Raw genomic sequence first — 25,764 nt, forward strand, 5'->3', positions numbered from 1 at the left:
CCGGTCCACCGGGGTGCCGAGGGCCGCGTCCGTCGGGTTCACCAGCCGAGCAGGAAGGCCCCCCGGGCCAGGCCGGTGAGCACGGCCCCGGCCGTCGCCGCGGTGTCCACCGCGGTGTCCACCGCGTGCCGGTCCGGCGGGCCCGGCACCTCGGGGTCGGCGGCCGGCCGCAGTACCACGTAGTGCAGGGGCGCCCCGGTCGTGCGGCTCTCGCGGCGCAGCATGTCCAGGGCCTGCGGAGCGAGCGTGGCCTCCAGCACCACCTGGTAGCCGCCGGTGGCGAAGGCGAACGCGGCCTGGGTGGCGGCCGCCAGGGCCGTCTCGTTCTGCCGGCGCGCCTGCGGCAGGTGCGCCGCGACGAACCCCTGCCGGATGGCCTTGCGGAAGTCGTCCGCCCGCAGGTGCACGCTCGGGTGCAGCGCCTTCGCCAGCAGGGGCGCGACCGTGCCGCTCCCGGCCCCGTCCGGGTCGGCGAGGACGACGACGCCGCCGGCGCCCCGGCCGCCCCCGAGCTCCGTCCCACCTACGGTCGTACGGTTCACAGCTGCTGATCCCTTCGCGGGCCGGGGACGGACGAGGTGCCGGGGGAGGGGCGGCGGCCGCAACGCTCGGGCCGGCCGGAAACGTACGGGCGGCCGGACCCGGGTACGGCAGCCGGACCAGGGTACGGACAGCCGACCGCCTCGTCCCCACGACTGACTGCTGTCAGAGATCAACCTAGTCCACGTCGGTGCCCCGAGTCCTCCCCCCGTCGGTCCTCGGACCGCTCCCCGGCCGGTCCCCCGCCGGTCCTCCTAGCGGTCCTCGGGCCGCTTCGGCGACCGCAGCACGATCGGGTTGGTCAGCGCCGCCATCGGACCCCATGGGAGGTCCGGCCCCATCGCGTTGCCCCGGCCCGGCGTCCCGTCCGCCCGGGGGTGGCGGACCTCGGCCCGGACGTACGCGGCGAGCGAGGCGGTGGTGCGCCAGATCACCGTGCCGGTGCCGTCGGCGGGCAGGGACTCCTGGTGCAGCTGGCCTTCGTCGGTCAGGAGTCGGACGGTGCCGCCCGGCACACCGGACACCGTGAGCCGCACGTCCACCGGCGCGTCCGCCGGGACGGTCAGCTGCTCGCCGATGCCCGCCTGGCGGCCCTGCCCGGTGGCGGTGAGGTCCAGCTGGACGGCGGCCGATTCGGCCAGCCAGCTGCGGCCGGTCCGCAGGCCGTCGAGGATCGCGTCCCGGGTGAGGTCCTCGGCCCGGACGACGGTGTGCGGGGAGCCGATGACCTGCGGGGCGCTGTGCGCGTCGCTGTTGCCGACGGCGGGCAGCCAGGGCCGCCCCTCGCGCAGCGCGACGGCGAGCTGCGCGTCCCAGGTGTCCACCGCCGACTCGTCGTCGTACGTCCAGGGCCCGTTCCAGACCTCCACCGCGTCGGCGTCCTGGTAGCCGAACTTCCACTGGCAGGCGACGTAGGGGCAGTACGGGTGCGCGGGCACCACCAGGCCGCCCTGGCGGCGGACCTGCCGGGCGAACCGCGGGAAGGCCTCGTCGCGCGCGCGGTAGCGCCAGTCGACGAACTGCCCGGGCTCCAGGCCCAGCGCCAGCCAGTGGCCGTTGCGGGTGGTGACCTCCTCGCCGAGCACGATCAGCAGGTCGGGGCCGGCCAGCGGCCCCCAGACACCGTGCGAGGAGGTGGTGTTGTGGTCGGTCGAGACGATGAAGTCCAGCCCGGCCGCCCGGGCGCCCGCCGCCACCTCGGCCGGGAGCCGGCGCCCGTCGGAGTGCACGGTGTGCAGGTGGGAGTCGCCCCGGTACCAGGCGCGCCCCCGCCCGCGAGCCCGCTCCGGCGGGTAGGACGGGGTGAACTCCGGCCCCGGCGCGCCGAACCGGAGCGTGACCTGGACGCGGTAGTCGAGGCCCTGCGGCGCCACCTGGTAGGGGCCGAGCACGACGTGCCACCGACCGGGGCGGATCGGGCCAGGCAGGTAGCCGGGGGTCGCTCGGTCGCGGGCGACGGTGAACTCGGTGCGGAGCCCGCCCGACCAGCCGCGGAAGCCGCGCCCGCCGAGTTCGGTGCCGCGCTCGTCGAAGAGGCCGATGTCGCAGGAGTTGCCGGGCGTCCCGGCGGGGACGGTCGGCCGGTCGTAGCCGTAGGAGACGGCGATCTCCCGGACCCCGGCCGGGACGTCGAACGGCAGGAGGACGAAGTCCGGGGCGCCGGTGGGGAGATGGCCGGCGAGGACGGTCGTCCGGTCGGGTGTCGCGTCGGCTGCCCCGGCGGGGGTGGCGGCCGCCAGACCGAGGGCGGTGACGGCGCCGGTGGCCAGGCCGGTCCGGATCAGGCCCCGCCGGTCGAGCCCGGGCCGGCCGGCCTGCGCCTCGTCAGCCTGCGGTGCGTCGGGCCGGGAGGGCTCGGTGGCCTCGGTGGCCTCGGCGGGGTGGTCGGTGTCGCGGTCGGTCATCGGAGCCTCCGGTCTCGGGCGGACACCGGCGGCGGGCGGACACCCGGCCGGTACGCCCGCCCCCCTACCCCCGCCGGTGAACCCCCGGTGAGCCGGGCCCCACCGGGGTGGGGCGGGTCAGTGAAGGTGCCCCGGGACGTCGACCTCGACGGCCAGCAGCCGGCCGGTGCGGGTGCCCTGCGGTGGCGGCCATCGGGCGGCGGTCAGGAAGAGGGTCCGGCCGTCCGGGCCGCCGAGGGCGCAGGAGAAGCAGCCGCGGTCGAGCTCGATCCGCCGGAGCACCTCGCCGCCCTCGCGGACCCGGACGCAGCAGCGGCCGGGGACGTCGGCGAACCAGACCGCGCCCTCCGCGTCCAGGCAGATGCCGTCCGGTGCCGAGCCGGCCACCTCGGCCCAGATCCGGCGGTCGGTCAGCCCGCCGTCGGGAGCGATGGTGAAGGCGGTGAGCCGGCTCGCGTACGACTCGGCGACGATGAGCGTCGAGCCGTCGGGGGTGACGGCCATGCCGTTGGGGAAGGCCAGGTCGTCGGCCACCCGGCGGACCGAGCCGTCCGGGGTGACCAGGGCGAGCAGCCCCGGGGCGGGGGCCTCGCCGCCCATCAGGTCGAACCCGATGCCGTTGACGTAGGCGTTGCCGCGCCCGTCCACGGCCACCTCGTTCCACGGCCGGTCGGAGAGCGGCCGCAGGTCCGCGTACGGGGCCAGGGTGCCGTCCGCCTCGCGGCGCAGCAGGTGCCGGTCGCCGCCGGCGACGACCAGCAGGCGGCCGTCCGGCTCGGGCAGCCAGTCGATGCAGAACGGGAACGAGGGGACGGTGGCGGCGACGTCGGCCCGGCCGTCGCTCCCGACCGTGATCAGCTCCTGCGCGCCCCAGTCGCAGAGCCAGAGCCGGCCGTCGTGCCAGCGGGGCGACTCGCCGAGGGCGAGCCCGGTCAGAACGGTGCGGACGGTGCGGACGGGGTCGGCGCCGGGCTCGGCGGCCGTGTGCGGTTCGGGCATCGGTGCTCCTCGGTGGGCGGCCCGGGCGGCCGGGCCGCTGGGCTGTCCGGCGTAGGACGTCGGACCGGCCGACTTCCTGTTCCACCCGCGGCCGGGGCTCGCTCCCGGCCGGGGGAGCCGCGCTGGGGCCGGGGTGTGGAGTTGCGGGTGGTGGCCGATCGGTATTCATAGAAGCAGACGGGTGGTTTGTCTGACTTTATGACGAATGCGGAGGCATGGGCATGGGGCTGAGTCGTCGGGCGGTCCTGGTGCTGGCGGCGGGCGGCGCGCTGGCGGGGTGTCAGCCGCTCGCCGGGGCCGGACGCGGGCCGCAGGGCGTCGCCACGGCGGCGGCGTCCGCCGCCTCGGCGGTCGCCGCCGGGCCCACCGCCACCGAGCCCGCCTCCGCACCACCCTCCGTGCCGCCCGCTTCGGCCCCTCCGGTCGTCGCCGAGCCGCCCGCCGCGCCGGAGCGGCTGCCCGCTCCCGCCGTCGGCCGGACCGCGGTGGTGGCCCGGTACGGGGACGCCGCGCCGGAGGACTGGGGCCTGGAGGTGCCCGGAGTGATCACCGCGCTGCCGGACGGGGAGCGGGCCACGGCGCTCACCTTCGACGCCTGCGGGGGGCCCGGCGGCTCCGGCTACGACGCGGACCTGATCGACCTCCTCCGGGCGAACGGCGTCCCCGCGACGCTCTTCCTCAACGCCCGCTGGATCGACGCCAACCCCGCCGAGTTCGAGAGCCTCGCCGGCGATCCGCTGTTCGAGATCGCCAACCACGGGACGGCGCACCGCCCGCTCTCGGTCGCCGGCCGCTCCGCCTACGGGATCAGGGGCACCCGGGACGCGGGCGAGGTGTACGACGAGGTCGCGGGCAACGCGGCGAAGCTGGCCGCACTGCTCGGCCGGCCGCCGCGCTTCTTCCGCTCCGGCACCGCCCACTACGACGACGTCGCCACCCGGATCGTCACCGGACTGGGCGAACGCGTCGCCGGTTTCACCGTCAACGGCGACGGCGGCGCCACCCTCGGCGCCGCGCAGGTCCGGCGCGAGGTGGCGGCCGCGCCGCCCGGCGCGATCGTGATCGCCCACATGAATCACCCGGGCGGCGGGACGGCTCCCGGCTTCGCGGCGGCCCTGCCGACCATGCTGGCGGCGGGCCGCCGCTTCGTCCGCCTCGGTGACGCCCTGGCCTGAGCCGGCGGGCGCGGCTCGCCCGGACGCCGCACCGTCCGGCGCCCGGTTTGTCAAGCGACCGTCCGAACTCTCCCACCCCGTACCGGAAGCGCTCCGGGGGGCAGGGCCGACGACGGCGGCCGCCCCGACGGGGCCGCCCGGAGGCGGGGAGAGGACGGGAACGGCACCGGAACAGGGCCGGAACGCAGCGGGAACGCCATCGGAACGGGGAGCGCCGCTGCCCGCTCCGCCCCCGGCGCCGGTCGGTGCCGTGCGGCCGGGCGGCCCGCCCGGATCCTGGAATTCGGTGACCTGGTGCGGCCCGGGACCGCGAACTGGGCGCATACTTCCAGGGATGACGAAATCACCTGCGCCGAGACGCCACCTGCCCACCAGTCCCTTCCGAACCGAGGTTCCACCGCCGCTCAAGGAGTTCGCCGCCGGTGACCGCGTGACCCACGACCAGTACGGTCTGGGCCGCATCATCAGCACCGAGACGGCCGGCCAGGGCGCGGTCCTGGTCGACTTCGGCTCGCACCAGGTGCGAGTCGTTCAGCCCTACGACAAGCTGTTCAAACTCTGAGCCGGGCCGGCCGCCGGAACCCCAGGCGGCCGATCCGGCCCTTCCCGACCCAGCCGCCCCGGCGGCCCGGGCCGCCGTGCGCTACCCGCGTGCGCCCGGCAGAACGGTGATCGCGGTGGCGAGCAGGCCGTCGCGCACGGCCCACCGCCCGTCGAACCCGGAGAGGCGGTGTCCCTCCACCACCGGGCCCGGGACCAGCAGGACGGCGTGGAAGGTGCCGTCCGGACGCAGCGTGATGTCCGCCTCCGAGAAGTCCAGGAAGATGCCGGTGAGCGGGAACCACGCCTTGTAGACGGCCTCCTTGGCGCTGAACAGCAGCCGGTCCCAGGGCAGCCCCGGGTGGTCCGCGAGCAGCTTGCCGTTCCGCTCCTGCTCGGCGGGGAGCGCGATGGTGCCGAGCACGCCCTCCGGCAGGGCCTCGGCCGGTTCGGCGTCGATGCCGATCGAGACGACCTCGCCCGCGCGGGCGACGGCCGCGCCCCGGAAGCCGGCGCAGTGCGTCAGGCTGCCGACCACCCCGTCGGGCCAGCTCGGTGCGCCGCGCAGGCCGGGCACCAGCGGCCGGTACGGGACGCCGAGCCGGCCGAGCGCGAGGCGGGCGCAGTGCCGGACGGTGGTGAATTCCCGTCGCCTGGTCTCGACGGCGCGGGCGATGACCGCCTCCTCGGCCGGCTCCAGCCGCGCCTGCGGCGGGTCGTCGTAGGCCGTCTCCACCACGACCGATGCGGGAAGCAGTTCGCCGATCACAGGTCCCCCCTGAATGTGTGGCATGCGTACGACGGTGAGCTTAACCCGGCCGGCCCGTCCCGGAGGAGGGCCAGCCGGTGGCCGAAGGCCGCCGTGACGACCCGCCGCAGCGACCCGAGGACCCGCCGCGGCTACTCGAAGGCCGCCGCGGCCTCGCGCAGGGCCCGGGCGACCGTCTCGGGGTCGTACGGCGCCGGGTCGCCCGGCCGGTAGGTGACCGCGCGGAGGCCGCCGGTGTAGCGGAACGAGCGGTGCCGCTCGTACACCGGCCAGGAGACCGGGGACTTGCGGTCCACCCCGACGCTGATGCCCTGGAACGGCGCCATGCCGATCAGTTGGTGGACCGGCCCGAGCCGCCCGCCCTCGGCGCCGTCGACCAGCAGGCGGAACTCCCACCGGAGGTCCGCCACCGCCGTGGCCTCGACGGTGATCAGGTGCGCGCCCGGCGCGAGCGGGCCGCCGTCGGCCTCGATCAGCTCGCCGTACTGGTTGTAGGCGAACCGCAGTCGGCCGTGCTCGACGTACAGGCTGTAGCCGCCGCCCTGGTCGCCGTGCGACACCAGCACGCCCTGGTCGCCGGCGCCGTGCGCGGTCAGCTCGACCTCGATGCGGAAGGAGCGGAAGGAGATCAGCCGGGACGAGCGGTACCGCTCCAGCTCGGGGGTGCCCGCGAGCAGGGTGACCGGCCGCCGCAGCCGCTCGGCCTCCGGGCCGCGCAGGGCGAGCGCGCCGCTGCCGTCGGCCAGCGGGAAGACGCCGTTGCGCCAGGCGGCGGCCTCCCAGGCGGCGGACAACTCCTTGACCAGGTCGGGGTGTTCGGCGGCCACGTCGTGGATCTCGGTCGGGTCGGTGCGCAGGTCGTGGAGCGCCCACTCGCCGTCGTCGTAGGGCGCGCCGAAGCGGTGCAGGGTGACCAGCTTCCAGCCGTCCCGGTAGTAGCTGCGGTTGCCGGTCATCTCGCAGTACTGCTCGGGGTGGGTGGACGCGGCCGCCGGGTCGCGCAGGACCGGCGCGAAGCTGATCCCGTCCAGGGACTGCACCGGCTGCCCGGCGCGCTCCGACGGCCGTTCCACCCCGGCGAGTTCGAGCAGCGTGGGCAGGATGTCGGTGACGTACTGGTACTGCGGCCTGACCCCGGGGTCGTGCTCGGCGCGCGGCAGGCCGGCCGGCCAGGAGAGGACGAAGGGCACCCGCACGCCGCCCGCGTAGGTCTGGCCCTTGTAGAAGCGGAAGGGCGTGTTGGAGGCCATGCCCCAGCCGCGCGGGTAGTGCACCAGGCTCTGCGGGCCGCCGATCAGCTCGATCTCCCGCTCGACGTCGGGGTTCCAGTCGGCCGGCAGGCTCGGGTGGTGGACGAAGCGGCTGAAGTAGCTGCGGGTGCCCTCGGCGCCGCCCTCGCCGGTGCCGCCGTTGTCGGAGGTGAACACGATGATGGTGTTGTCGAGCTCGCCGAGCGCGGCGAGGGTGTCGGTGAGCCGGCCGAGGTTCTGGTCGACGTTGTCGACCATCGCCGCGTACACCTCCATGTAGCGGGCGTACAACTTCTTCCGGACGTCGGCGAGTTCGGACCAGGGGCCGACGTCGTAGCCGGCCTCGGCGTTGCGGTCGGGCAGCTCGGTGCCGGCGGGGAAGTGGCCGGCGGCGAGCTGGCGGGCGAAGCGGGCGGCGCGCAGCTCGTCCCAGCCCTCGTCGTAGCGGCCCCGGTGCCGGGCGAGGTCGGCGGGCTTGGCCTGGAGCGGGCCGTGCACCGCGTTGTGCGCGAGGTAGAGGAAGAACGGCTTGTCGGCGTCGTGCGCGCGCAGCGACTTCACCATGGCGATGGCCCGGTCGGTGATGTCGTCCGTGTAGTAGTAGTCGTCGGGGAACTCGTCGATGTCCAACGGGCTGTTGTCGCGGACGAGTTGGTGCGGGTGGAAGAGGCTGGTCAGGCCTTCGAGGACGCCGTAGTACTGGTCGAAGCCCTTCTGCAACGGCCAGTTGGCGCGGTTGTCGGCGGCGTTGGAGGCGGAGTCGCGGGTCAGGTGCCACTTGCCGACGGCGTAGGTGGCGTAGCCGTTGTCGTGCAGCGTCTCGGCCAGCGTCGGGATGTCCGCGGCCACCTCCATGCCGTAGCCGGGGAAGCCGGGGTCGGCGTTGGCGACGAAGGAGTAGCCGACCCGGTGCGGGTTGAGGCCGGTGAGCAGCGCCGCGCGGGCGGGCGAGCAGAGCGGCATGGTGTGGTAGTTGGCCAGCTTGACGCCGCCGGCCGCGAGCCGGTCCAGGGTGGGTGTGGGGATCTCGGCGCCGAAGGGCCCGATGTCGCTGTAGCCCATGTCGTCGACGAGCACGACGACGATGTTGGGCGCCCCCTCGCGCGGGCGGACCGGCTGCGGCCAGGCGGGGGTGGACGCGTCGAAGGTCCGTCCGACGGTGCCGGCGAATCCGGCGTACGGGTCACGGCGCCCGGGATCGTGCGCGGGCTCGGACCCGGGGGCGGGTTCGTGGCCGGGCTCGGGGGTGGTGCTCATGCGGTGCTCCTGAGGGTGGGGCCGACGGTGTCCAGGCGCGGTACGGCGGCCAGGAGTTCGACGGTGTACGGGTGCTCGGGCGCGGTGACCACCCGGTCGGCCGGGCCGGTCTCGACGATCCGGCCGCGGTGCATCACGGCGATCCGGTGGCTGACCTGGCGGACGACGGCGAGGTCGTGGGCGATGAACAGGACGGCGAGGCCGAGTTCGCGCTGGAGCCGGGCGAGCAGCTCGATCACCTGGGCCTGGACCGACACGTCCAGGGCGGAGACCGGCTCGTCGCAGATCAGCACGCTCGGCCGGGGTGCCAACGCGCGGGCGATGCCGATCCGTTGGCGCTGGCCGCCGGAGAAGGCGCGCGGGTGGCGGTCCGCCGACTCCGGCTCCAGGCCGACCTGTCGGAGCAGTTCGGCGACCCGTGCGGCCCGCTCGGCCGCGGTGCCTAGACCGTGCGCGATCAGCGGCTCCTCGATGATCCGGCCCGCCGTCATCCGCGGGTTGAGCGAGGAGTACGGGTCCTGGAAGACCATCTGCAGCTCCCGGCGGGCGGCCCGGCCGCCGTCGCGCCCGAGCTCCTCGCCCCGGAACCGGATGGTGCCCGACGACGGCGCGTGCACCTGGACGAGTGCGCGCGCCAGCGTGGACTTCCCGGAGCCGGACTCGCCGACCAGTCCGAGCGTCTCGCCGGGGTGCAGCTCCAGGTCGACGCCGTCCAGCGCGGTGACCCGCCGCCGGCGGGGGCCGTACGTCTTGCGCAGGCCGCGGACGGTCAGCAGCGGTTCGGGGCCCGGGAGGCTGTTGGCGGCGGCCTCGGAGGGTGCCTCCAGGCGCGGGACGGCGGCCAGCAGCTGCTTGGTGTACGGGTGCCGGGGCGCGGCGAGCACCTCGTCGGTGTCGCCCCGCTCGACCACCCGGCCGTCGCGCAGCACCAGGATCCGCCGGCAGGTCTGCGCGATCACGCCGAGGTCGTGGCTGATCACCACCAGGGCGGTGCCGGTCTCCCGGTTGATCCGGGAGAGCAGGCGCAGGATCTGCTGCTGGACGGTCGGGTCGAGTGCGGTGGTCGGCTCGTCGGCGACCAGCACCTCGGCGTCGTTGGCCAGGGCGAGCGCGATCATGATGCGCTGGCGCTGACCGCCGGAGAACTGGTGCGGGTGGTCGCCCAGCCGCTCGGCGGCGCCGGGGATGCCGACCAGGTCGAGCAACTCGACGGCCCGGGCGGCGCGTTCGGCCCGGCCGGCCCCGCTGTGGGCGCGCAGGGCCTCGTCGAGCTGCTTGCCCACGGTGAGGACCGGGTTGAGCGAGGACATCGGGTCCTGGAAGATCATCGCGATCCGCCGCCCGCGCAGGCCGCGCAGCGCGGCCTCGGGCAGCGCGGAGAGGTCCTGTCCGTCCAGCTCGACCGAACCGGCGGTGATCCGGCCGCCGGCCGGCAGCATGCGCAGCAGCGCCAGCGCGGTGGTCGACTTCCCGGAGCCGGACTCGCCGACCAGTCCGAGCGTGTCGCCGGCGGACAGCTCGAAGCCGACTCCGTCGACGGCCCTGGTGGCGTCGAACTCGACGGTGAGATCGCGTACCTGAAGGACTGGGCGGCTCAACGGCGGATCCCCCTGTTCAGAGCCTCGGCGATCAGTGTGAAGCCGAGCACCAGCGCGGTGGTCGCGGCGAGCGGGGCGGCCGCGAAGGTGGGGTGGGTGGAGAGGTAGGCGACGGACTGGCTGAGGATGGAGCCGAGGGTGGGCTCCGGCGGGCGGACGCCCAGCCCCAGGAAGCTCATCGCGCCCTCGATGAAGACGCCGATGGAGAGGGCGACGGCGGTCTGCACGATCAGCGGGTCGGCGGCGTTGGGGACGACGTGGCGCAGCAGCACCCGGAGCCGGGACGCCCCGCCGACCCGGGCGGCCAGGGCGTACTCGCGCTCCCGCTGGACCAGGATGCCTGCCCTCAACTGGCGCCCGAAGCCGGGTATTTCGGCGAGTGCGATGACGATGAGCACCGGCCAGCGGCCGGGGCCCAGCACGGCCGTCACGGCGAGCGCCAGGATGATGCCGGGGAAGGCGAGCAGCAGGTCGAAGGCGCGCTGGACGGTGACGTCCGCCCACCGGGAGGAGGCCGCGAGCAGGGCGAAGGAGCAGCCGAGCAGGGCGCCGACCGGGACGGCGCTGAAGGTGATCGCGAGATCGGTGCCGATGCCGTGCAGCACCCGGCTGAAGAGGTCACGGCCCAGGTCGTCGGTGCCGAAGGGGTGGTCGGCGCTGGGGCCGGCGAGCGCGAGGGCGCTCTGTGCGTCGGGGTCGAGGTCGGTGAGCAGCGGCGCGAACAGGCCGGCCAGCGCGATCACGCCGACCAGGGTCAGGCCGGTGAGGCCGCGCCCGGTGAGCAGACCGGCCAGGTAGCGGTTGCGGTGGGCGCGGGCGGTGCGCCTCGGCGCCTCGGCGCTCGGGGTGGTCAGGGCGGTCATCGGTCACTCCCACCGGATCCGGGGGTCCAGCCACGCGTACACCAGGTCGGTGAGCAGCTGGACGGCGACATGGACGGCGACGATCAGCAGCAGGAGGTCCTGCACGACCGGGTAGTCGCGGCGGATCACCCCCTGTTCGATCAGCTGGCCGAGGCCCGGCCAGGCGAAGATCCGCTCCACCAGTACGGCCCCGGCGATGAGTTGGCCGATCTGCAGGCCGAGTACGGTGATCGTGGACGGCAGTGCGTTGGGCAGTGCGTGCTGCCAGACGATCCGCCGGCGGGAGACGCCGAGGGCGGTGGCGGTGCGGACGTAGTCCTCGGCGAGGGCCCGTTCCAGGCCGTCCTTGAGGTAGCGGGCGAGGACGGCGGCGCTCGGCAGGGCCAGGCAGACGGCCGGCATCAGCAGGTACTGCACGGCGAGGTCGGGCTGGTCGAGCAGGGACTCGTGGCCGCCGGCCGGCAGCAGTCCGAGGGTGACCGCGAAGAGCAGCACCAGCAGCACGCCGGTGACGAACGGCGGCACCGCCAGGACGGCGGTGGTGAAGGCGCGCACGGCCGCGGCGACCGGCCGGCGGCGGGTGGTGGCGCCGAGCACGCCGAGCGGCAGAGCGATCACGATCACCAGCAGCAGGGCGCCGAGGGTGAGTTGGGCGGTGGCGCCGATCCCGTTGCCGATCAGGTCGGAGATCCGGCCGCCGATCGCGTAGCTGGGCCCGAGGTTTCCGGTGAGCAGGTCGCCGATCCAGCGGACGTACTGCGTGAGCAGCGGCTGGTCGAGGCCGAGGCGGCCGCGGATCGCGGCGACGGCCTCCGGCCCGGCGTCGGGCCCGGCCAGCGAGGTGGCCGGGTCGCCGGGGATCAGCCGGAGGATGAGGAAGACCAGGAAGGAGGCGAGGAGGAGGACGAGCAGCCCGGAGGGGAGCCGCTTGAGCAGGAAGGAGCGCATCGGTCAGGCCGTCAGGTAGGCGTCGTCGAGGTTGAGGTAGCCGAACTTGTTGAGGTCGGTGCCCCGGGCCTTCTGGCCGGCCACCTCCACCAGGCCGGCGATGGCGAGGTCGATCACGAACTCCTCGTCCAGCAGCACGTCGGTGATCTGCTGGTGGAGCGCCTTGGCCTCCGGGCTGTCGCTGTCCGAGCGGTGCCACGCCTTCTGGACGAGGTCGGTGTAGGCGGGCGAGCTGAAGTGCGAGCTGTTCCTGGCCTCGTTGAACGGGTACGCGCTGACCGTGAGGGTGGCGGGCTGGAGCTGGGCGAACCCGTGGCTGAGCGTCCAGAGGGCCGGCATGGACTGCGCGATGAGCTGCTTCTGCATGGTGGGGGAGTCGGTGGGCTGGAGCACCGTCTCGATGCCGACCTGCTGGAGGTCGTACTGCAGGATCTGGGCGATCGCGGTGTTGCCCGGGTCGTTGGAGTGCGCGAACGGCAGGGTGATCGGGCCGACGCCGGCCTCCTTGAGCAACTGCCGCGCCTTGTCGGGGTCGTGGCGGTAGCGGTTGGCGTTGGCCTCGCTGTACGCGGGCGAGGACTTGGGCCACGGCACGGCCGAGACGGTGCCGTAGCCGCCGAGCGCCTGCTGCACCAGCCGGTCGCGGTCCACCGCCCAGGCGATGGCCTGCCGGACCCGCTTGTCGCTCACGTGCTCGGCGGTGAGGTTGGCGCCGATGTAGTAGGCGCCGGAGCCGGTGTCGTACTGCTTGACCCGGAACTGCGGGTCGCCCTTGAGGGTGGCCACGTCCTTGCCCCGGATGGCGTAGGAGAGGTGGGTCTGGCCGGTCCTGAGCGAGGAGAGCAGCGACTCCGCCTGCGGGACGATCCGGATCTCGACCCCGTCCAGGTAGGGGCGGCCCGGGTTCCAGTACTTGTCGTTGCGGGCGAACGTGATCGAGCTGCCGGGCTTGCGCTCGGTGAAGGTGAACGGGCCGGTGCCGATCAGCCTGGTGCCGGCGACGGCGTCCTCGATGCTGGCCGAGTCGGGGATGATCATGAACTCGAAGAGGTCGAAGAGGTTGCTGACCGGGTGGGCGAGGACGAGGGTCAGCTCGAAGTCGCCGTTCTTGCGGAAGTCGGTGACGGCGGCGGCGGTGGAGCGCAGCTGGGCCGAACGGGCGGGGTTCTGCAGGTTCTTGACGGCGAACACCACGTCGTCGGCGGTGAACCGGCGACCGCTGTGGAAGAGCACGTCCTCGCGCAGCTTGAGGGTGACGCTGGTGCCGTCCGCGCCGAGCTGCCAGGAGGTGGCCAGTTCGGGCTGCGGGCGGAGCTGGTCGTCGTAGCGGGTCAGGGTGTTGAAGACCAGGCGCTGGACGAGGGTGTTGGCGCTCTGGGCGAAGAGCAGGCTCGGGGTGAAGTCGATCCCGGTGCCCACGGTGAGGACGCCGCCGCGCCGCGGGGTCGCCGAACCGCTCGCGGCGGAGGAGGCGGTGTCCGCGGCCGAGCGGCAGGCCGCCAGCGTCAGCAGGCCGGCCCCGGCGAGGCTCCCGCGCAGCAGGGCGCGCCGGGAGAGGCCGGAGGGGGAGGGGGAGGTGAACGCGGTCATGGCGGGTCCTTCGGGAGGGCGGGCGATCGGGAGGAGGGGTGGCGGCGGGAGCGGTCGGTCGGCGGTGGGCTACCGCAGCAGGCCCCGCCCGCTCGGCGGCGTCCGGGCGGCCGCCGCCGTCGCCTGCAGCGGCCGGGCGTACAGCACGCCCAGCACCGCGGCCCCGGCGGCCACGGCCAGCGCGTCCGGGCCGCGCTGTTGGGCGATCACCAGGTCCGCGTCCCGCCGCAGGTGCGAGCGGCGGGCGAACTCGGCGCGCACCACGTCCAGATAGGCCGGGTCGAGCAGGGTGAAGGTCTCGGTCAGCACCACCAGGTCGGGGTTGACCACGTCCGCCAGCAGTGCCAGCGCGCGGCCGATCACCTCGGAGCGCCGGCGGACCAGTCGGTCGGCGCGCGGGTCGCCGACCCGCACCGCGGCCATCAGCTCGGCCCGGTCCGGCCGTTCGGTGACCCCGGCCGCGGCGGCCGCCTCGAACAGCGTGGTGTCCGAGGCGGCCGCCGCCAGACAGCCCAGCCGGCCGCAGTGGCAGAGCGCGTCGCTGTCGGGGACGGGCAGGTGCGCGACGTCCCCGGTGGCCGAGGCCGGCCCGAGGTGGACCACACCGGCCACCGCCAGCGCCGCGTCGACCACATGGCCGACGAAGAGCTGGACCATGCTGCGGCGCGCCGCCGGGTGGCCGAAGAGGATCTCCGCCTGGGTGAGTGCCCGGGCGTGGTTGTCCACCTGGACGGGGAGCCCGCTGGCCCGCGCCAGCAGCTCGCCGAGCGGCATGTCCTGCCAGTCCAAGGGGTCGTGACGGACCGTCATGCCGCGTTCCGGGTCCACCGTGCCGCCGGTGACCGCGCCGAGGGCGATCACCCTGCGGCCGCCGGGCACGGTGGCCAGCAGCCGGGGCAGCCGCTCCAGCAGGGGCTTGAGCACCGCGTACCCGGTACGGCCGCGGTTGCTCGACTCCTGCCGGTACAACACGTTCCCGCGCAGGTCCAGGAGCGCGAAGGTGGTGTACGGCACCCCGATGTGCAGCCCGGCGACGGCGAGCCGGTCGGTGTCGATGTCGACCGGCTGCTGCGGCCGGCCCACCGACCCCACCCCGCCACCGGTCAACTCCGGCCGCTCGCCGAGCAGTCCGAGCCGCAGGAGGTCCACCACCTGCCGGGACACCGCGGAGGCGCTGAGGCCGGTGAGCGCGGCGACCCGGCTGCGCGCGATCGGCCCGTGGTCGAGCACGGTCCGCAGCACGGCGGCGGCGTTGACGTCCCGCCGTTCGTCCCCGATCCGCAGGACGGGGCGCGGGTGCGTGTCCGACATCGACGGGCCTTTCGCAGGTGGTGTGGTGTGGTGTGGTGGGGATGCGGGTCGGCAGGAGCCGGCGGGAGGGTCAGCCCTGGAGGGCCGCGGCCTCCAGCTCCGCCGCCGGCACCAGCCCGGCCACCTTCGGGGGCTCGGTCGGCTCCAGCAGCCGGCTCGGGGTGCCGTCCACGCCCACCGGCAGGTCGCCGTCCAGGGTGATCCGGCGGACCAGGCGCGGCTCGTCGCCGTAGTCGTTGACGGCGTAGTGCTGGGTCGCCCGGTTGTCCCAGATCGCCACGTCGCCGACCTGCCAGTCCCAGCGCACGGTGTTCTCCAGCCGCTCCACGTACCGCTGGAACAGCTCGATCAGGGCCCGGCTGTCGGCCCCCGAGACGCCCTGGACGCGCTGCGCGAACGCGCCCAGCAGCAGGGTCTTCTCACCGGTCACCGGGTGGACGCGGACCACCGGGTGCTCGGTCTTGAAGGCGGTGGAGACGAACACCCGGCGGAAGAGCGCGGCGACCTCGGCGTTGTCGGCCAGCTCGGGCCGCAGGGCCAGGCTCGCCGCGTAGTCGTAGTCGTTGGTGTGAACCGCGCGCAGGCTCTCGGCCAGCACCTTCAGCGGCTCCGGGAGGTCCTGGTAGGCGGCGACGGTGTTCGCCCACACCGTGCTGCCACCGGCCGGCGGCAGCTCCAGCGCGCGGAGGATGGACGCCTTCGGGTAGGACGGCACGAAGGTGACGTCGGTGTGCCAGTTGTTGGCGCGCACACCCTTGGTGGCGTCCAGCTCGAAGATGAACCGGCCGTCGGCGCTGGGCACGGTCGGGTGGCCGACCGGCTGGCCCAACAGCCGGGCGAACGCCTCGTGTTCGGCGTCGTCCAGGTGCTGCTGGCCACGGAAGAAGAGCACCTTGTGGCGGTACAGCGCGGCCTCGACGGCGGCGACGGTCTCGGCGGTCAGGTCGCCGCCGAGGCGGACGTCGTGGACGATCGCACCGATCCGGCCGGCGGCCGGGGTGATGCGGAGGTCGGTGAGGGCAGCGGTCATGGCGGATCCTCGGCTTTCACGGGGCACGGGAAGGGGAGGTGGAACGGGCGGGGAGCGGGGAGGGCGGCCGCCGGGCGCACGGGTCCGTGGCAGGGCGGCGCCGCGGCGCGGGATGCGCGGTGGGCGGCCGGCACGGGACATGCGGGCACGGCGGGCCGTGCGAGGGGGGCTGGTCCGGCCTGCCGGATCAGCTGGTGAGCGCTCCGCGACAACAACGGCGGAGGGCGCCGCAGAAGCGGGAACAGGCAGGGCTCTGGACACGGGGAACGGTGGTCATCGGCCCTCCTTCCGGCGTGCTGCGAGTGGGCTCGGCGCTCATCGTGCTGAAGTCCGAGGCCTGCTGTCAATCACCGTTCTGCCTGCTGGGAACGGGTGTTGCGGCAGGATGAAGCCCCGTTGCGGCCGATGTCCGGGTGATGTCCGGCGCGCTTCCCGACCGTATTCGACCTTGTCGCGGGCGTGTCGCAGTTATTAACTCTCGGAGCGCAAGAAACCCGGCCCGGCCGCCGGGGCCCTCAGGAACCGCCGGGTTCCGGGGGGATCGCACCGGGCGCGACAATCTCCGCATGATGATCACTGCGCGTGCGCTCAACCGTGCCACGCTCGCCCGACAACTGCTCCTCGGCCGCGAGTCGCTCGACGTCGTCGACGCGGTACGACGTGTGGTCGCCCTCCAGGCACAGCAGCCCGCCTCGCCGTACCTCGCGCTGTGGAACCGGCTGAGCGACTTCGACCCGGCCGGTCTCGACGCGGCGCAGGCCGACTTCCGGACGGCCCGGACGACCCTGATGCGGGTCACGCTGCACACGGTCCACGCCGAGGACTACCCGGCCCTCCGTGCGGCCATGGAGCCGGTCCTGCGGGCCTCCAGGCTCGGCGACTCCCGTTTCACGGCGTCCGGACTCACCGCCGACGACGCCCGGGCACTGCTCCCGGACCTCCTGGACTTCGCCGACCGGCCACGGACCAACGCCGAGTTCGGGGACTGGCTGGAGAACCGGCTGGGCGGCCCGCTGGAGCCGGCGGCGTGGCGGATGCTGCGCCAGTACGCCCCGCTGTGGCACGTGCCCACCGCGCGGCCCTGGTCGTTCGACAGCCGGCCGCCGTACGTCGCGGCGAGCCCCCGGCCGGCGCCGGCGGACCCCGACGCCGCGTCCGAGGGCCTCAAGACCCTGATCCGCCGCTACCTGGAGGGCTTCGGCCCGGCGTCGGTGGCGGACATGGCGCGGTTCGCGCTGGTCGGACGGGCTCGGGTCAGGGCGGCGGTGCAGGCGCTCGGCGACGCGCTCGAACAGCTGGAAGGGCCCGACGCCACCGTGCTGTACGACATCCCCGGCGCCCCCCGGCCGGCCGAGGAGACACCCGCTCCGCCCAGGCTGATGGCGATGTGGGACAGCGTCCTGCTCGCCCACGACGACCGGAGCCGCGTCGTCCCGCCCCCCTACCGCAAGCACGTGACCCGCGTGAACGGCGACGTGCTGCCCACGCTGCTCGTCGACGGCCACGTCGCGGGCGTCTGGCGCGCCGTCGACGGAGGCATCGAGGCCGGCGCCTTCCACCCCCTGCCCGACCACGTCTGGAACGGCCTGGCCGCGGAGGCCGCGGCACTCACGGCGTTCCTCGCCGACCGCGACCCCGGGGTCTACCGCCGCTACGACCACTGGTGGGCCAAGCACTTGCCGGCCGCCGAGACACGGCTGCTTCCGGGGTGAGCAGCCGCGGCCCGGGGCGGAGGGGGCGTGTCCCGCGGGGGAGTGCGATGCTTCCCCGGAGTCCTGTCGTGTCGACCCCGTCGCCCAGACCCGAGGAGAAGCCCGTGCGTGCCGAACCCGTTGCCGACACCCCCTGTCTCGCCCTGGGCGAAGGTCCGGTCTGGGACGGGGCCGCCCAGTGCCTGCACTGGATCGGTATCCCGGACCGCCGGGTGCTCACGCTGCACCGGCCGAGCGGCCGGGTCACGGTGCTCGAACTGGACGTCACCCCGGGCACGTTGATGCCGGCCCCGCAGGGGCGGCCGGTCCTCGCGACCGAGCGTGGCTTCGAGGCGCTGGACACCGCCACCGGCCGGACGGAGTTGCTCGCCGCCGTCGAGGCCGACCGCCCGGAGCGCCGGATGAACGACGGCAAGCGGGATCCGTACGGCCGGCCGGTCGCCGGCACCATGCAGCGCACCGAGCCCCGGCAGCCCGGGTCGCTGTACCGGCTGGAGCCCGACGGGTCGGTGCGGCCGATCCTGGACGGCCTGTCCATCCCCAACGGACTGGCCTGGCCCGAGCCGGACCGCCTCTGGCACATCGACACCCCGACCCGGCGGATCGAGCTCCACGAGTACCCCGAACACGGCCCGGTCGGCCGTCGGATCCGCTCGCTGGACGTCTCCCACCTGCCGGGGATGCCCGACGGCATGACGCTGGACGAGGCCGGGAACCTCTGGGTGGCGTTCTGGGACGGCGGGGCCGTGCACTGCCTCTCGCCCGAGGGCCGCCTGCTGGACACCGTGGAGGTCCCGGTGCCGCGCTCGACCAGCTGCGCCTTCGGCGGGCCGGAGCTGGACACGCTGTACGTCACCACCGCCCGCAGCGAGGAGCACCAGCTCTCCGGGGCGTTGTTCGCGCTCGCCGTGCCGGGGGTGCGCGGCCGGGCCTGAGGGTGCGCGGCCGGGTCTGGGGGTGCTCGGCCGCAGCAGTGGTCGGCTGCTGCGGCGGTGGCGCCTCAGGCCTGCGGGCTCACTGGCCGAGCAGGCGGGCGAAGTCCAGCCCGAGGGTGCCGAGCACGGGCAGGGCGCCGAGGTCGGTGACCGCGCCGACCGGGATGCTGTAGCCCTGGTTCACCTCCCGCGGCGCGGGGGCGGGCGTGGCGGCGGCCGTGGTCGCGGTGGTGGCGGTCAGCACGGCGGCGCCGAGCAGGACGGCGCCGAGGGCGGTGCGGAGCGGGGCGTGGATCGCGGTGCGGATCGGGGTGCGCAAGGGGGCCTCCGGGGAGTGAACGCGTGACCTGACAACGCGTCACCCCCTGCCGCGGTCACGTATCGTCCTGCCTTCGGCCGCTTTCGTAAAGCTTCCTGCCTTGTGTCCATGACAACACATCAAAGGTATGGACCTCGCCTCGGGGTGAGGCATACCGTCCTTCCCTGGGCGGGCCGGACGTGCCCGAACTCCACGGCAGCGCAGCCGATTCGGCCTGCTCGGAGGGCTCCCGCAGGTCGTCGCCCCGCCCGTACTCGGTCATGCCGTCCGCACCGACAACCGGAGGGAAACATGCGAGTCGTCAAGAACATCAGGATCCTGGCCGGCGCTCCGCTCGCCGCCGCCGCCCTGATCGCCCTGACCGCGGGCTCCGCCAGTGCCGCGATCCCGATCAACAAGCCGATGACAGGCAAGGCGACGTACTACAACGACGCCGGCTACGGGGCCTGCGGCACCCAGATCAACGCCGGGAACCAGCTGCTGGTGGCGGTCTCGCACACCTGGTGGACCAGTGCGAACCCCAACAACGACCCGCTCTGCAAGGGTATATCGGTCAAGGTGACCTACCAGGGCAAGACGGTCACCGTCCCCGTCAGGGACAAGTGTCCGTCCTGCGACTCCACCCACATCGACCTCAGTCAGCCGGCCTTCGCCAGGCTGGCCCCGTTGGGTCAGGGGGTGATCAACGGCCTGACCTGGCAGTTCGTCAAGACCGGTTTCGCGGGGGAGAGCATCCCGCTGTCCGCGCCCGTCGAGGGCTCGACGATCGGCGCGAGCGCGTCCCGCTGACGTGCGGTGGGACCGGCCGGTGGTGCCGGCCGGTCCCACCCGTGGCGACGGCGCGCCGGCCCGCGCCGGCCCGTGTCGGCCCGTGTCGGCCCGGCGCGCCGTCGGTGGCGCTGCGGCCGGATCAGTCGGCGACCGGTGCGGCGGGAGTCCGGCCCGCCTTCGTGGAGTGCTCCCTCAGGAAGGCTCCCGCGTGGGCGGCGGCCTCCTCCTTCCGGGCGAGAAGGGGGGCGTCCTCCTCCGCGCTGTGTGCCCCGTCGGCGCCCCGGGCGCTCCAGCGCCAGCCGCCCGAGGTCGCGTCGGCGAACAACTCGGCCGTGCCGCCGAACAGGTCCAGGACGCTGCCGTCCCGGCGCGCGGCCGCCTGCCCGTCGACGGCGTCGGGCCACTTCCTGCGGGCGCCCTGCCGGGTGAGGCCCCAGGCCGCGCCGAGCCGTTCGTAGCCCGCGCCGTAGGAGGCGGCGGTCCGGGCGGCCATCGCCGTCAGCCGCTCGACCTCCTGGTCAACCACCTTCCAGGTGCCGAGGACGGCCAGCGCCACCTCGGCGGGGTCCGCCGCCCACATGCGGTCCGCGGAGTACCCGGTCGCCCGGGCGCGCATGGCCGAGGCGAGCGGGTCGAGGGCGTCGAGGAGGATCCGGTCGAGCGCCGTCCGCTCGGTGGTGGTGACGTCAGGTGTCGGCATGGTGGTAACTATAGTTGTCGAAATGCCATTGGGTAACAGTGGTTGTCGATTGGCATATGCCGGATCCGCGTGGGGAGCCGGACCGCCCCGGGCCGCCCGGCGGCTCTGACACTGTGCAGGGCCGGGTGCACGGATCCTGGCACCGTGTCGGTGGCCCGGGCGGTGCGCCGCGGCATAGCGTCCGGGGAGATCACCGAGCGAAGGCAGGTTCCCGTGGGCCGCAGCGGCGACCAATCCCCGGCCGTCAACGGCGGCGTCTCCTTCTGGTACGCGCAGACCGGGCTGCCCGAGCCCCGGCCCGCGCTGCCGGGCGACGCCGACGCCGACGTGTGCATCGTCGGCGGTGGATACACCGGGCTCTGGACGGCGTACCACCTCAAGAAGGCCGACCCCGGTCTGCGGATCACCCTGCTGGAGCGCCGGTTCTGCGGCTACGGCGCCTCGGGGCGCAACGGCGGGTGGCTCTACAACGGGTTCGCCGGGCGCGCGGCCTTCGCCCGCCGGTACGGGCACGGACCGGCCGCCGCGATGCAGCGGGTGATGGACGCGGCGGTCGGCGAGGTGGCCGACACCGTCGCCGCCGAGGGCATCGAGGCGGACCTCGTCCGGGGCGGTGTCCTGGAGGTCGCCCGCACCCCCGCCCAGCTGGCCCGGCTGCGGGCCTTCGCGGAGGCCGAGCGCTCCTACGGCGCGGACCGCATCCACCTGCTGACCGCCGGCGAGACCGGCGAGCGCGTCCGGATCGCGGGCACCCTCGGCGGCACCTGGACGCCCTACGGTGCCCGCGTCCAGCCCGCGAAGCTGGCCCGCGGGCTCGCCGCGGTGGTGGCGGGCCTGGGCGTCCGCATCCACGAGCAGACCCCGGTCACCGCCGTCGAACCGGCCGCCGCCGGCTCCCGCGCCCGCGCCGTCACCCCGCACGGCACCGTCACGGCCGACCACGTGCTGCGCGCCACCGAGGGCTTCACCGCAGGGCTGCGCGGCGAGCGGCGCACCTGGCTGCCGATGAACTCCGCGATGATCGCCACCGAACCGCTGCCGCCGTCCTTCTGGGCCGAGGCCGGCTGGACCGGGCGCGAGGTCCTCGGCGACTTCGCCCACGCCTACATGTACGCGCAGCGCACCGCGGACGACCGGATCGCCCTCGGCGGGCGCGGCGTCCCCTACCGGTACGGCTCGCGCACCGACTCGGACGGGACCACCCAGCCGGCCACCGTCCGCCAGCTGCGCGAGATCCTCGACAGCTTCTTCCCGGCCGCCGCCGACGCCCGGATCGACCACGCCTGGGCCGGGGTGCTCGGCGTCCCGCGCGACTGGTGCGCCACGGTGGACCTCGACCGCGCCACCGGCCTCGGCTGGGCCGGCGGCTACGTGGGCAGCGGCGTCACCACCGCCGACCTCGCCGGCCGCACCCTGCGCGACCTCGTCCTCGGCCGCGACACCGAGCTCACCCGGCTGCCCTGGGTCGGCCACGGCGTGCGCCGCTGGGAGCCCGAGCCGCTGCGCTGGCTCGGCGTCCACGCCCTCTACGCCGCGTACCACGCCGCCGACCGGCAGGAAGCGACCGGCCGCCCCACCAGCTCACCCCTCGCCCGCCTGGCGGACGTGATCTCCGGGCGGCACTGAGCGGGGGCGCGGTGGCTCCCGGACGGCCCGGCGGCCGTTCGGGCGTGCCGCGGTGGCAGCGGCGGTCGCCGCGACGCACGGTGGTCCCGGGGTCGGAGACGGCGGAGGGACGGCGCGGGTGCGCAGATGGCGAGTGGGACTTGTCGGGCTGGCGGTGGCACTGGGGCTCGGTGCGCCGACGGCCTCGGCCGCGCCCGTGCGGCCCGGGTGGGCGGTCGTGGCGGTGGACCAGGAGTCGCGCAGCGTGCTTCTCCTGCAGAGCGCCGAGGAGCTGATGGCCTATCGGCGGCCGGACCGGCTGCCGGTGGTGTGGTCGTGGAGCGCGGACCGCGCGCCGGACCTCGCCGACCTCGCTCCGGCGCACAGCTGGTCGATGCCGGACGAGGCGAAGAGCCGGGTCCGGAACGGGCGCCGCTACCTGCTGACCGCCGCCTCCGGCGGGTTGGTGGCGGCCGTCGACACCGCGACCGGTGGCACGTACTGGGCCGCCGACACCGGCGCCGCCAACCCGCACAGCCTGGAGCTGCTGCCGGACGGGAACGTCGCCGTGGCGGCCAGCGAGGGCGGGTGGGTCCGGCTCTACGCGGCTTCGCAGGGGTCGCGCAGTACCGCCCACGCGGCGTACCCGCTCCCGGGCGCGCACGCGGTGCACTGGGACGGGCGCACCCGACAGCTCTGGGCGGTGGGCACCGACACGCTCACCGCGCTGCGGGTGGGCGGCACGCCGGCCGCGCCCGTGCTCACCGCCGTCCGCAGCGTCGCGCTGCCGGAGCGGGGCGGGCACGACCTCGCGCCGGTGCTCGCCGCGCCGGGCCGGTTCTGGGTGAGCACCGCCGCGCACCTGTGGCAGTACGACCCGGCCGGCGGCCGCTTCACCCGGGTGCGGCTCGGTGACGAGGCCGCGGAGCGCGACATCAAGAGCGTCGGCGACGAACCCGGTACCGGGCGGCTGCTCACCGCCGCCCCGGACCACGCCGGGGCCTGCTCCTGGTGCACCTCCGTCCTGCGGCTCCACCGTCCGGACGGCGTCCGGACGTTGCGCGGTACGCAGGTGTACAAGGCCCGCTGGTGGGCCAGTTGGGGCGGCTGACCGTCGCTCAGGGTGACCACCCGGGGTGGCATTCGGCTGATGCGGCAGATTTTATGCCCCGGCAAACTACTCCAATGGTGGGCAGTTTCCCGTAGGTCAGCGCAAACCTCGGATGCGGTGCCCGCCCTGGGATAGCGTCCAGTCCACCGGGGGGTGCGTGACTGCGTGAGTGCCGCTCCGGTCCGTTCGAACGCATCCGACAAATGCTCTGACTAATTCGGGAGAAACTCGTGGGTAATAGCCTTTCGGAAATCCGGCCGGTCGCCGTGGACGAGCTGCGGCTCGCCGTGGACTCCCTCGCGGCCTTCCCCGCCCGGGGCGGGACCGGGGGCGCCGACGTCCCCGAGCGCTTCGCGGCGGTGGCCGAGCTCTGCCGCGCCGTCGACGGGGTGCTGGACAGCCTGGTCGTCCAGGCCGCCGCCGAGGCCGCCGAGGAGGGGTGGACGGCCGCCCGGATGGCGTCCGAACACGCCGTTTACTACGCCCGGTTGCGGCGGGCGCTGCTGCCCGTCGGGGCGGGCGGCCAGGGCGATGCCGGGCTGAAGAAGCCGTGAGCGCGCCGCACTCCAACGCGCACGTCCTGACCTGCCCCACCCGGTGGAGTGACGTGGACGAGAACGGGCACATCAACAACGCCCGGCTGGTCTCCTACGTCCAGGAGGGGATTTACGACCTCTTCTGCCACCACAAGGTCGCCGTCCGGGAATCCCTCTTTCCCTCCGGATTCCTGATCGCACGGCACGAGATCGATTACCTGGAGCAGTTGCACCACCAGCCGGAGCCATTGCTGGTACGGCTGACGGTGGAGCAGCTGGGCCGTAGTTCCGCCCATGTGGTGGTGAATGTCTGCCGCGATCCGCTCACGTATATGCGGGCGCGCACCGTGGTGGTCGCGCGGGACCGGGAATCGGGCCGTTCCCGCAAACTCAGCCAGTCCGAGCGGCGTTTCCTCTCGGCGTTCGTACCGGGCGAGGCCCCGTTCGAGCCGCTGGCCTCGGCGCCGTCGCAGCGGGTACCGGTGAAGGCGTCGCGCGGCCCGCTGCCGGGCTCGGCGCACCGCGCCCGACGACGCTGTCGCGCCTCGGCGCGCTGACGGCGGCGATGCCGGCACCGATGGCGCTGCCGGCATCAAGGGCGAGGCAGGACCCGCAGGACGCGCAGGAACCGCGAAGCCCGCGGGCACGGAAGGGACGCACCGCCCGCTGGACGGCAGGGCCCGTAGGCCCGTAGAGCCCGCGACGGCCGTGATCGCTGTGGCGGCGTCAGGGGCGACACAGGGATGGCAGGGATGGCAGCGGCGGCAATGGCGCCGCCGACTGCAACGCATCCGCCCGGTGCACGGGCTCGCCGACCGCGACCCCGTTCGCACCCCGGACGCACCTCGAAGGCGGCGGCCGGCGGCATCCGGAGGCGTGCGGGCCACCCGGTGGTCCCCGGCCCGGCGGAGCCCCGCCGGCCCGAAGGGGCCCCCGCCCGCCCCCCGGCTCGCGCGCCGGCCGCCGGCCGCCTCAGCCGGTGGTCGCGCGGAACAGCTCCGCGCCGGCGCCGGTCAGGAGGACGGGCTCGCCGGACGGACGCAGGTACGCCGATCCGCCCGGCAGCAGATCGAGGGTGTGGCCGGCCGTGCTCCGCAGCCGGGCCCGCCCGGCCGTACAGAGCAGGATCTGCGGCGAGGCCAGGTCGGCCCGGGCGGGGGTGGCGGTGGGCCTCAGCCGGGAGAGCCGGAACTCCTCGGCCGGTGAGGGGAACACCTCCTCGATCCCCTCACCGGCCGCGTCGACGGCCCGCGAGGCACCCTGTGCGGCGTCCGGCGAGGGCTCCGTTGAGGAGCCGGCCGGCGCGGCGGTGAGTACGGGGGGCTCGCCGGTCCGGAAGGAGGTCACCGCCAGTAGTCCGTCCACGTCGATGTGCTTGGCGGTGAGGCCGCAGCGCAGCACGTTGTCCGAGTTGGCCATCAACTCGACACCCAGGCCGTGCAGATAGGCGTGCGGCACCCCGGCGTCGAGGGCGAGCGCCTGGCCGGCCCGGAGCCGGACGTGGTTCAGCAGCAGCGCGGCGACCAGGCCCGGGTCTCCGGGGTAGTCCCGGGCGGCCCGCGCGTAGGCGGCGCAGGCGGCGGCGTACGGCCCGCCGTCGGCGGCGACCCGCCGCAGCGCCCCGGCGACGGCGGCGAGCTCGGCCGGGCCGGGTCGGACGTCCTCCAGGACGTGCCGCAGCATCGCCGGCAGCACCTCCCCGGCGGGCCGGTGGCGCAGCGCGGCGGCCCAGGGGGTGAGCGGCGGGACGGCCAGCGCGTCCAGCAGGTCGGCCGTGGCGGACGCCGGGCGGAACCCGCAGAGCGCCTCGAAGTCGCCCAGGGCGCAGATCAGTTCGGGCTTGTGGCCGCGGTCCCGGAAGGTCCGTTGCGGGGCGTCGCGGGGGATGCCGCGGGCCTCCTCGGCGGCGAAGCCGGCCTCGGCCTGGGCCCGGGAGGGGTGCACCTGGAGCGAGAGTGCCCGCTCGGCGGCCAGCACCTTGAACAGGAAGGGCAGTTGCGGGCCGAACCGCTTCACGCCGTCCGGCCCGAGTTCGCCCTCCGGGTCCTCGGCGATCAGCCGGTCCAGCGGGCGCGGGCCGTCACCCGCGCCGTCGTCCCGCAGCGAGGGCGCGGACGGATGGGCGCCCATCCAGAGCTCGGCCTGCGGCTCACCGGTCGGCGGGGTGCGGGTGAGCGCGGGGATGGCGGTGCCGGAACCCCAGGCGTAGGCGCGGACGGGGTTGGCGAGCGGGGCGAAGGGGGGACGGGCGGGTGTGGGCATGCGGGGGTCTCTCGTGAGGGGGCCGAGGGAGGCCCGGGT

General features: G+C 74.8%; 23 protein-coding genes. 9 read left to right on the forward strand and 14 right to left on the reverse strand.

What is annotated here, in order from left to right:
* Positions 1-38: 38 nt before the first annotated feature.
* The 3 genes from ACFVYI_RS00005 to ACFVYI_RS00015 all read right to left on the reverse strand — a co-directional run bounded on the left by ACFVYI_RS00005 (position 39) and on the right by ACFVYI_RS00015 (position 3,443).
* Positions 39-542, reverse strand: a complete 504-nt coding sequence (locus ACFVYI_RS00005) for an ATP-binding protein (RefSeq protein ID WP_387879536.1) — start codon at positions 540-542, stop codon at positions 39-41.
* Between the two features lie 252 nt (positions 543-794).
* Entirely contained in the window at positions 795-2,444 is a 1,650-nt protein-coding gene (locus ACFVYI_RS00010; RefSeq protein ID WP_387879539.1) for a CehA/McbA family metallohydrolase, read from the reverse strand.
* 117 nt (positions 2,445-2,561) lie between these two features.
* On the reverse strand, positions 2,562-3,443 hold the full coding sequence (locus ACFVYI_RS00015) for an SMP-30/gluconolactonase/LRE family protein (RefSeq protein ID WP_387879542.1): 882 nt from the start codon (positions 3,441-3,443) through the stop codon (positions 2,562-2,564).
* A gap of 221 nt (positions 3,444-3,664) precedes the next feature.
* On the opposite strand from ACFVYI_RS00015, the gene ACFVYI_RS00020 reads away from it, so the two are divergent.
* Both ACFVYI_RS00020 and ACFVYI_RS00025 read left to right on the forward strand, forming a co-directional pair.
* Positions 3,665-4,618 (forward strand): polysaccharide deacetylase family protein, encoded by a 954-nt coding sequence (locus ACFVYI_RS00020; protein ID WP_387879545.1) that lies wholly within the window; start codon positions 3,665-3,667, stop codon positions 4,616-4,618.
* 334 nt (positions 4,619-4,952) lie between these two features.
* Positions 4,953-5,180, forward strand: a complete 228-nt coding sequence (locus ACFVYI_RS00025) for a hypothetical protein (protein ID WP_387879548.1) — start codon at positions 4,953-4,955, stop codon at positions 5,178-5,180.
* 81 nt (positions 5,181-5,261) lie between these two features.
* Here ACFVYI_RS00025 and ACFVYI_RS00030 read toward each other — a convergent pair whose 3' ends face one another.
* The 8 genes from ACFVYI_RS00030 to ACFVYI_RS00065 all read right to left on the reverse strand — a co-directional run bounded on the left by ACFVYI_RS00030 (position 5,262) and on the right by ACFVYI_RS00065 (position 15,774).
* Positions 5,262-5,927, reverse strand: a complete 666-nt coding sequence (locus ACFVYI_RS00030; protein WP_387880018.1) for a 4'-phosphopantetheinyl transferase — start codon at positions 5,925-5,927, stop codon at positions 5,262-5,264.
* Between the two features lie 131 nt (positions 5,928-6,058).
* Positions 6,059-8,434 (reverse strand): arylsulfatase, encoded by a 2,376-nt coding sequence (locus tag ACFVYI_RS00035; protein ID WP_387879551.1) that lies wholly within the window; start codon positions 8,432-8,434, stop codon positions 6,059-6,061.
* Positions 8,431-10,032 carry a dipeptide ABC transporter ATP-binding protein gene (locus tag ACFVYI_RS00040; protein WP_387879554.1) on the reverse strand — a complete coding sequence of 534 codons (1,602 nt, stop codon included), beginning with the start codon at positions 10,030-10,032 and terminating at the stop codon, positions 8,431-8,433. The genes ACFVYI_RS00035 and ACFVYI_RS00040 overlap by 4 nt, the downstream gene beginning before the upstream one ends.
* Positions 10,029-10,895: an ABC transporter permease gene (locus ACFVYI_RS00045; RefSeq protein WP_387879557.1), complete on the reverse strand. Its 867-nt coding sequence runs from the start codon at positions 10,893-10,895 to the stop codon at positions 10,029-10,031. Before ACFVYI_RS00045 ends, ACFVYI_RS00040 begins: the two co-directional genes overlap by 4 nt.
* A 3-nt stretch (positions 10,896-10,898) precedes the next feature.
* Positions 10,899-11,843, reverse strand: a complete 945-nt coding sequence (locus ACFVYI_RS00050) for an ABC transporter permease (RefSeq protein ID WP_387879560.1) — start codon at positions 11,841-11,843, stop codon at positions 10,899-10,901.
* Between the two features lie 3 nt (positions 11,844-11,846).
* The gene (locus ACFVYI_RS00055) at positions 11,847-13,433 is read right to left on the reverse strand and encodes an ABC transporter substrate-binding protein (protein WP_387879563.1); all 1,587 of its coding nucleotides are present in this window, start codon (positions 13,431-13,433) and stop codon (positions 11,847-11,849) included.
* Between the two features lie 69 nt (positions 13,434-13,502).
* Complete coding sequence (locus tag ACFVYI_RS00060; protein ID WP_387879566.1) at positions 13,503-14,744, reverse strand: ROK family protein; 1,242 nt, start codon at positions 14,742-14,744, stop codon at positions 13,503-13,505.
* A gap of 70 nt (positions 14,745-14,814) precedes the next feature.
* A complete protein-coding gene (locus ACFVYI_RS00065; RefSeq protein WP_387879569.1) occupies positions 14,815-15,774 on the reverse strand; it encodes a TauD/TfdA dioxygenase family protein in 960 nt (319 codons plus the stop codon).
* A 566-nt stretch (positions 15,775-16,340) separates the two neighbouring features.
* Between ACFVYI_RS00065 and ACFVYI_RS00070 the strand changes: the two genes are divergently transcribed.
* The gene (locus tag ACFVYI_RS00070; protein WP_387879572.1) at positions 16,341-17,486 is read left to right on the forward strand and encodes a winged helix DNA-binding domain-containing protein; all 1,146 of its coding nucleotides are present in this window, start codon (positions 16,341-16,343) and stop codon (positions 17,484-17,486) included.
* A 104-nt stretch (positions 17,487-17,590) separates the two neighbouring features.
* Positions 17,591-18,421: an SMP-30/gluconolactonase/LRE family protein gene (locus ACFVYI_RS00075; RefSeq protein ID WP_387879575.1), complete on the forward strand. Its 831-nt coding sequence runs from the start codon at positions 17,591-17,593 to the stop codon at positions 18,419-18,421.
* Positions 18,422-18,500: 79 nt separating this feature from the next.
* On the opposite strand, the gene ACFVYI_RS00080 is transcribed toward ACFVYI_RS00075, so the two are convergent.
* On the reverse strand, positions 18,501-18,740 hold the full coding sequence (locus ACFVYI_RS00080; protein WP_387879578.1) for a hypothetical protein: 240 nt from the start codon (positions 18,738-18,740) through the stop codon (positions 18,501-18,503).
* A gap of 291 nt (positions 18,741-19,031) precedes the next feature.
* On the opposite strand from ACFVYI_RS00080, the gene ACFVYI_RS00085 reads away from it, so the two are divergent.
* A complete protein-coding gene (locus tag ACFVYI_RS00085; RefSeq protein WP_387879581.1) occupies positions 19,032-19,529 on the forward strand; it encodes a cysteine/serine endopeptidase inhibitor in 498 nt (165 codons plus the stop codon).
* A gap of 121 nt (positions 19,530-19,650) precedes the next feature.
* On the opposite strand, the gene ACFVYI_RS00090 is transcribed toward ACFVYI_RS00085, so the two are convergent.
* Positions 19,651-20,211 (reverse strand): hypothetical protein, encoded by a 561-nt coding sequence (locus tag ACFVYI_RS00090; RefSeq protein ID WP_387879584.1) that lies wholly within the window; start codon positions 20,209-20,211, stop codon positions 19,651-19,653.
* 213 nt (positions 20,212-20,424) lie between these two features.
* Here ACFVYI_RS00090 and ACFVYI_RS00095 point away from each other — a divergent pair, with 213 nt between their 5' ends.
* From ACFVYI_RS00095 to ACFVYI_RS00110, 4 genes are all read left to right on the forward strand, one after another.
* Positions 20,425-21,837 carry an NAD(P)/FAD-dependent oxidoreductase gene (locus ACFVYI_RS00095; protein ID WP_387879587.1) on the forward strand — a complete coding sequence of 471 codons (1,413 nt, stop codon included), beginning with the start codon at positions 20,425-20,427 and terminating at the stop codon, positions 21,835-21,837.
* Between the two features lie 133 nt (positions 21,838-21,970).
* The gene (locus ACFVYI_RS00100) at positions 21,971-22,927 is read left to right on the forward strand and encodes a DUF6528 family protein (protein WP_387879590.1); all 957 of its coding nucleotides are present in this window, start codon (positions 21,971-21,973) and stop codon (positions 22,925-22,927) included.
* A gap of 230 nt (positions 22,928-23,157) precedes the next feature.
* Positions 23,158-23,481 carry a hypothetical protein gene (locus ACFVYI_RS00105; protein ID WP_387879593.1) on the forward strand — a complete coding sequence of 108 codons (324 nt, stop codon included), beginning with the start codon at positions 23,158-23,160 and terminating at the stop codon, positions 23,479-23,481.
* The gene (locus ACFVYI_RS00110; RefSeq protein ID WP_387879596.1) at positions 23,478-24,020 is read left to right on the forward strand and encodes an acyl-CoA thioesterase; all 543 of its coding nucleotides are present in this window, start codon (positions 23,478-23,480) and stop codon (positions 24,018-24,020) included. Before ACFVYI_RS00105 ends, ACFVYI_RS00110 begins: the two co-directional genes overlap by 4 nt.
* Positions 24,021-24,435: 415 nt before the next feature.
* On the opposite strand, the gene manA is transcribed toward ACFVYI_RS00110, so the two are convergent.
* Positions 24,436-25,725 carry a mannose-6-phosphate isomerase, class I gene (gene manA, locus ACFVYI_RS00115; protein ID WP_387879599.1) on the reverse strand — a complete coding sequence of 430 codons (1,290 nt, stop codon included), beginning with the start codon at positions 25,723-25,725 and terminating at the stop codon, positions 24,436-24,438.
* Between the last annotated feature and the right edge of the window lie 39 nt (positions 25,726-25,764).

Origin of the sequence: Kitasatospora sp. NPDC058218 (assembly GCF_042882445.1) — a bacterium.
GTDB lineage: Bacteria > Actinomycetota > Actinomycetes > Streptomycetales > Streptomycetaceae > Kitasatospora.

Coding starts and splice junctions, on each gene's coding strand:
- ACFVYI_RS00010 (WP_387879539.1), bottom strand. CDS start 2,444: ATGACCGACCGCGACACCGACCACCCCGCCGAGGCCACCGAGGCCACC.
- ACFVYI_RS00015 (WP_387879542.1), bottom strand. CDS start 3,443: ATGCCCGAACCGCACACGGCCGCCGAGCCCGGCGCCGACCCCGTCCGC.
- ACFVYI_RS00020 (WP_387879545.1), top strand. CDS start 3,665: ATGGGGCTGAGTCGTCGGGCGGTCCTGGTGCTGGCGGCGGGCGGCGCG.
- ACFVYI_RS00025 (WP_387879548.1), top strand. CDS start 4,953: ATGACGAAATCACCTGCGCCGAGACGCCACCTGCCCACCAGTCCCTTC.
- ACFVYI_RS00035 (WP_387879551.1), bottom strand. CDS start 8,434: ATGAGCACCACCCCCGAGCCCGGCCACGAACCCGCCCCCGGGTCCGAG.
- ACFVYI_RS00045 (WP_387879557.1), bottom strand. CDS start 10,895: ATGACCGCCCTGACCACCCCGAGCGCCGAGGCGCCGAGGCGCACCGCC.
- ACFVYI_RS00050 (WP_387879560.1), bottom strand. CDS start 11,843: ATGCGCTCCTTCCTGCTCAAGCGGCTCCCCTCCGGGCTGCTCGTCCTC.
- ACFVYI_RS00055 (WP_387879563.1), bottom strand. CDS start 13,433: ATGACCGCGTTCACCTCCCCCTCCCCCTCCGGCCTCTCCCGGCGCGCC.
- ACFVYI_RS00060 (WP_387879566.1), bottom strand. CDS start 14,744: ATGTCGGACACGCACCCGCGCCCCGTCCTGCGGATCGGGGACGAACGG.
- ACFVYI_RS00065 (WP_387879569.1), bottom strand. CDS start 15,774: ATGACCGCTGCCCTCACCGACCTCCGCATCACCCCGGCCGCCGGCCGG.
- ACFVYI_RS00070 (WP_387879572.1), top strand. CDS start 16,341: ATGATGATCACTGCGCGTGCGCTCAACCGTGCCACGCTCGCCCGACAA.
- ACFVYI_RS00085 (WP_387879581.1), top strand. CDS start 19,032: ATGCGAGTCGTCAAGAACATCAGGATCCTGGCCGGCGCTCCGCTCGCC.
- ACFVYI_RS00090 (WP_387879584.1), bottom strand. CDS start 20,211: ATGCCGACACCTGACGTCACCACCACCGAGCGGACGGCGCTCGACCGG.
- manA (WP_387879599.1), bottom strand. CDS start 25,725: ATGCCCACACCCGCCCGTCCCCCCTTCGCCCCGCTCGCCAACCCCGTC.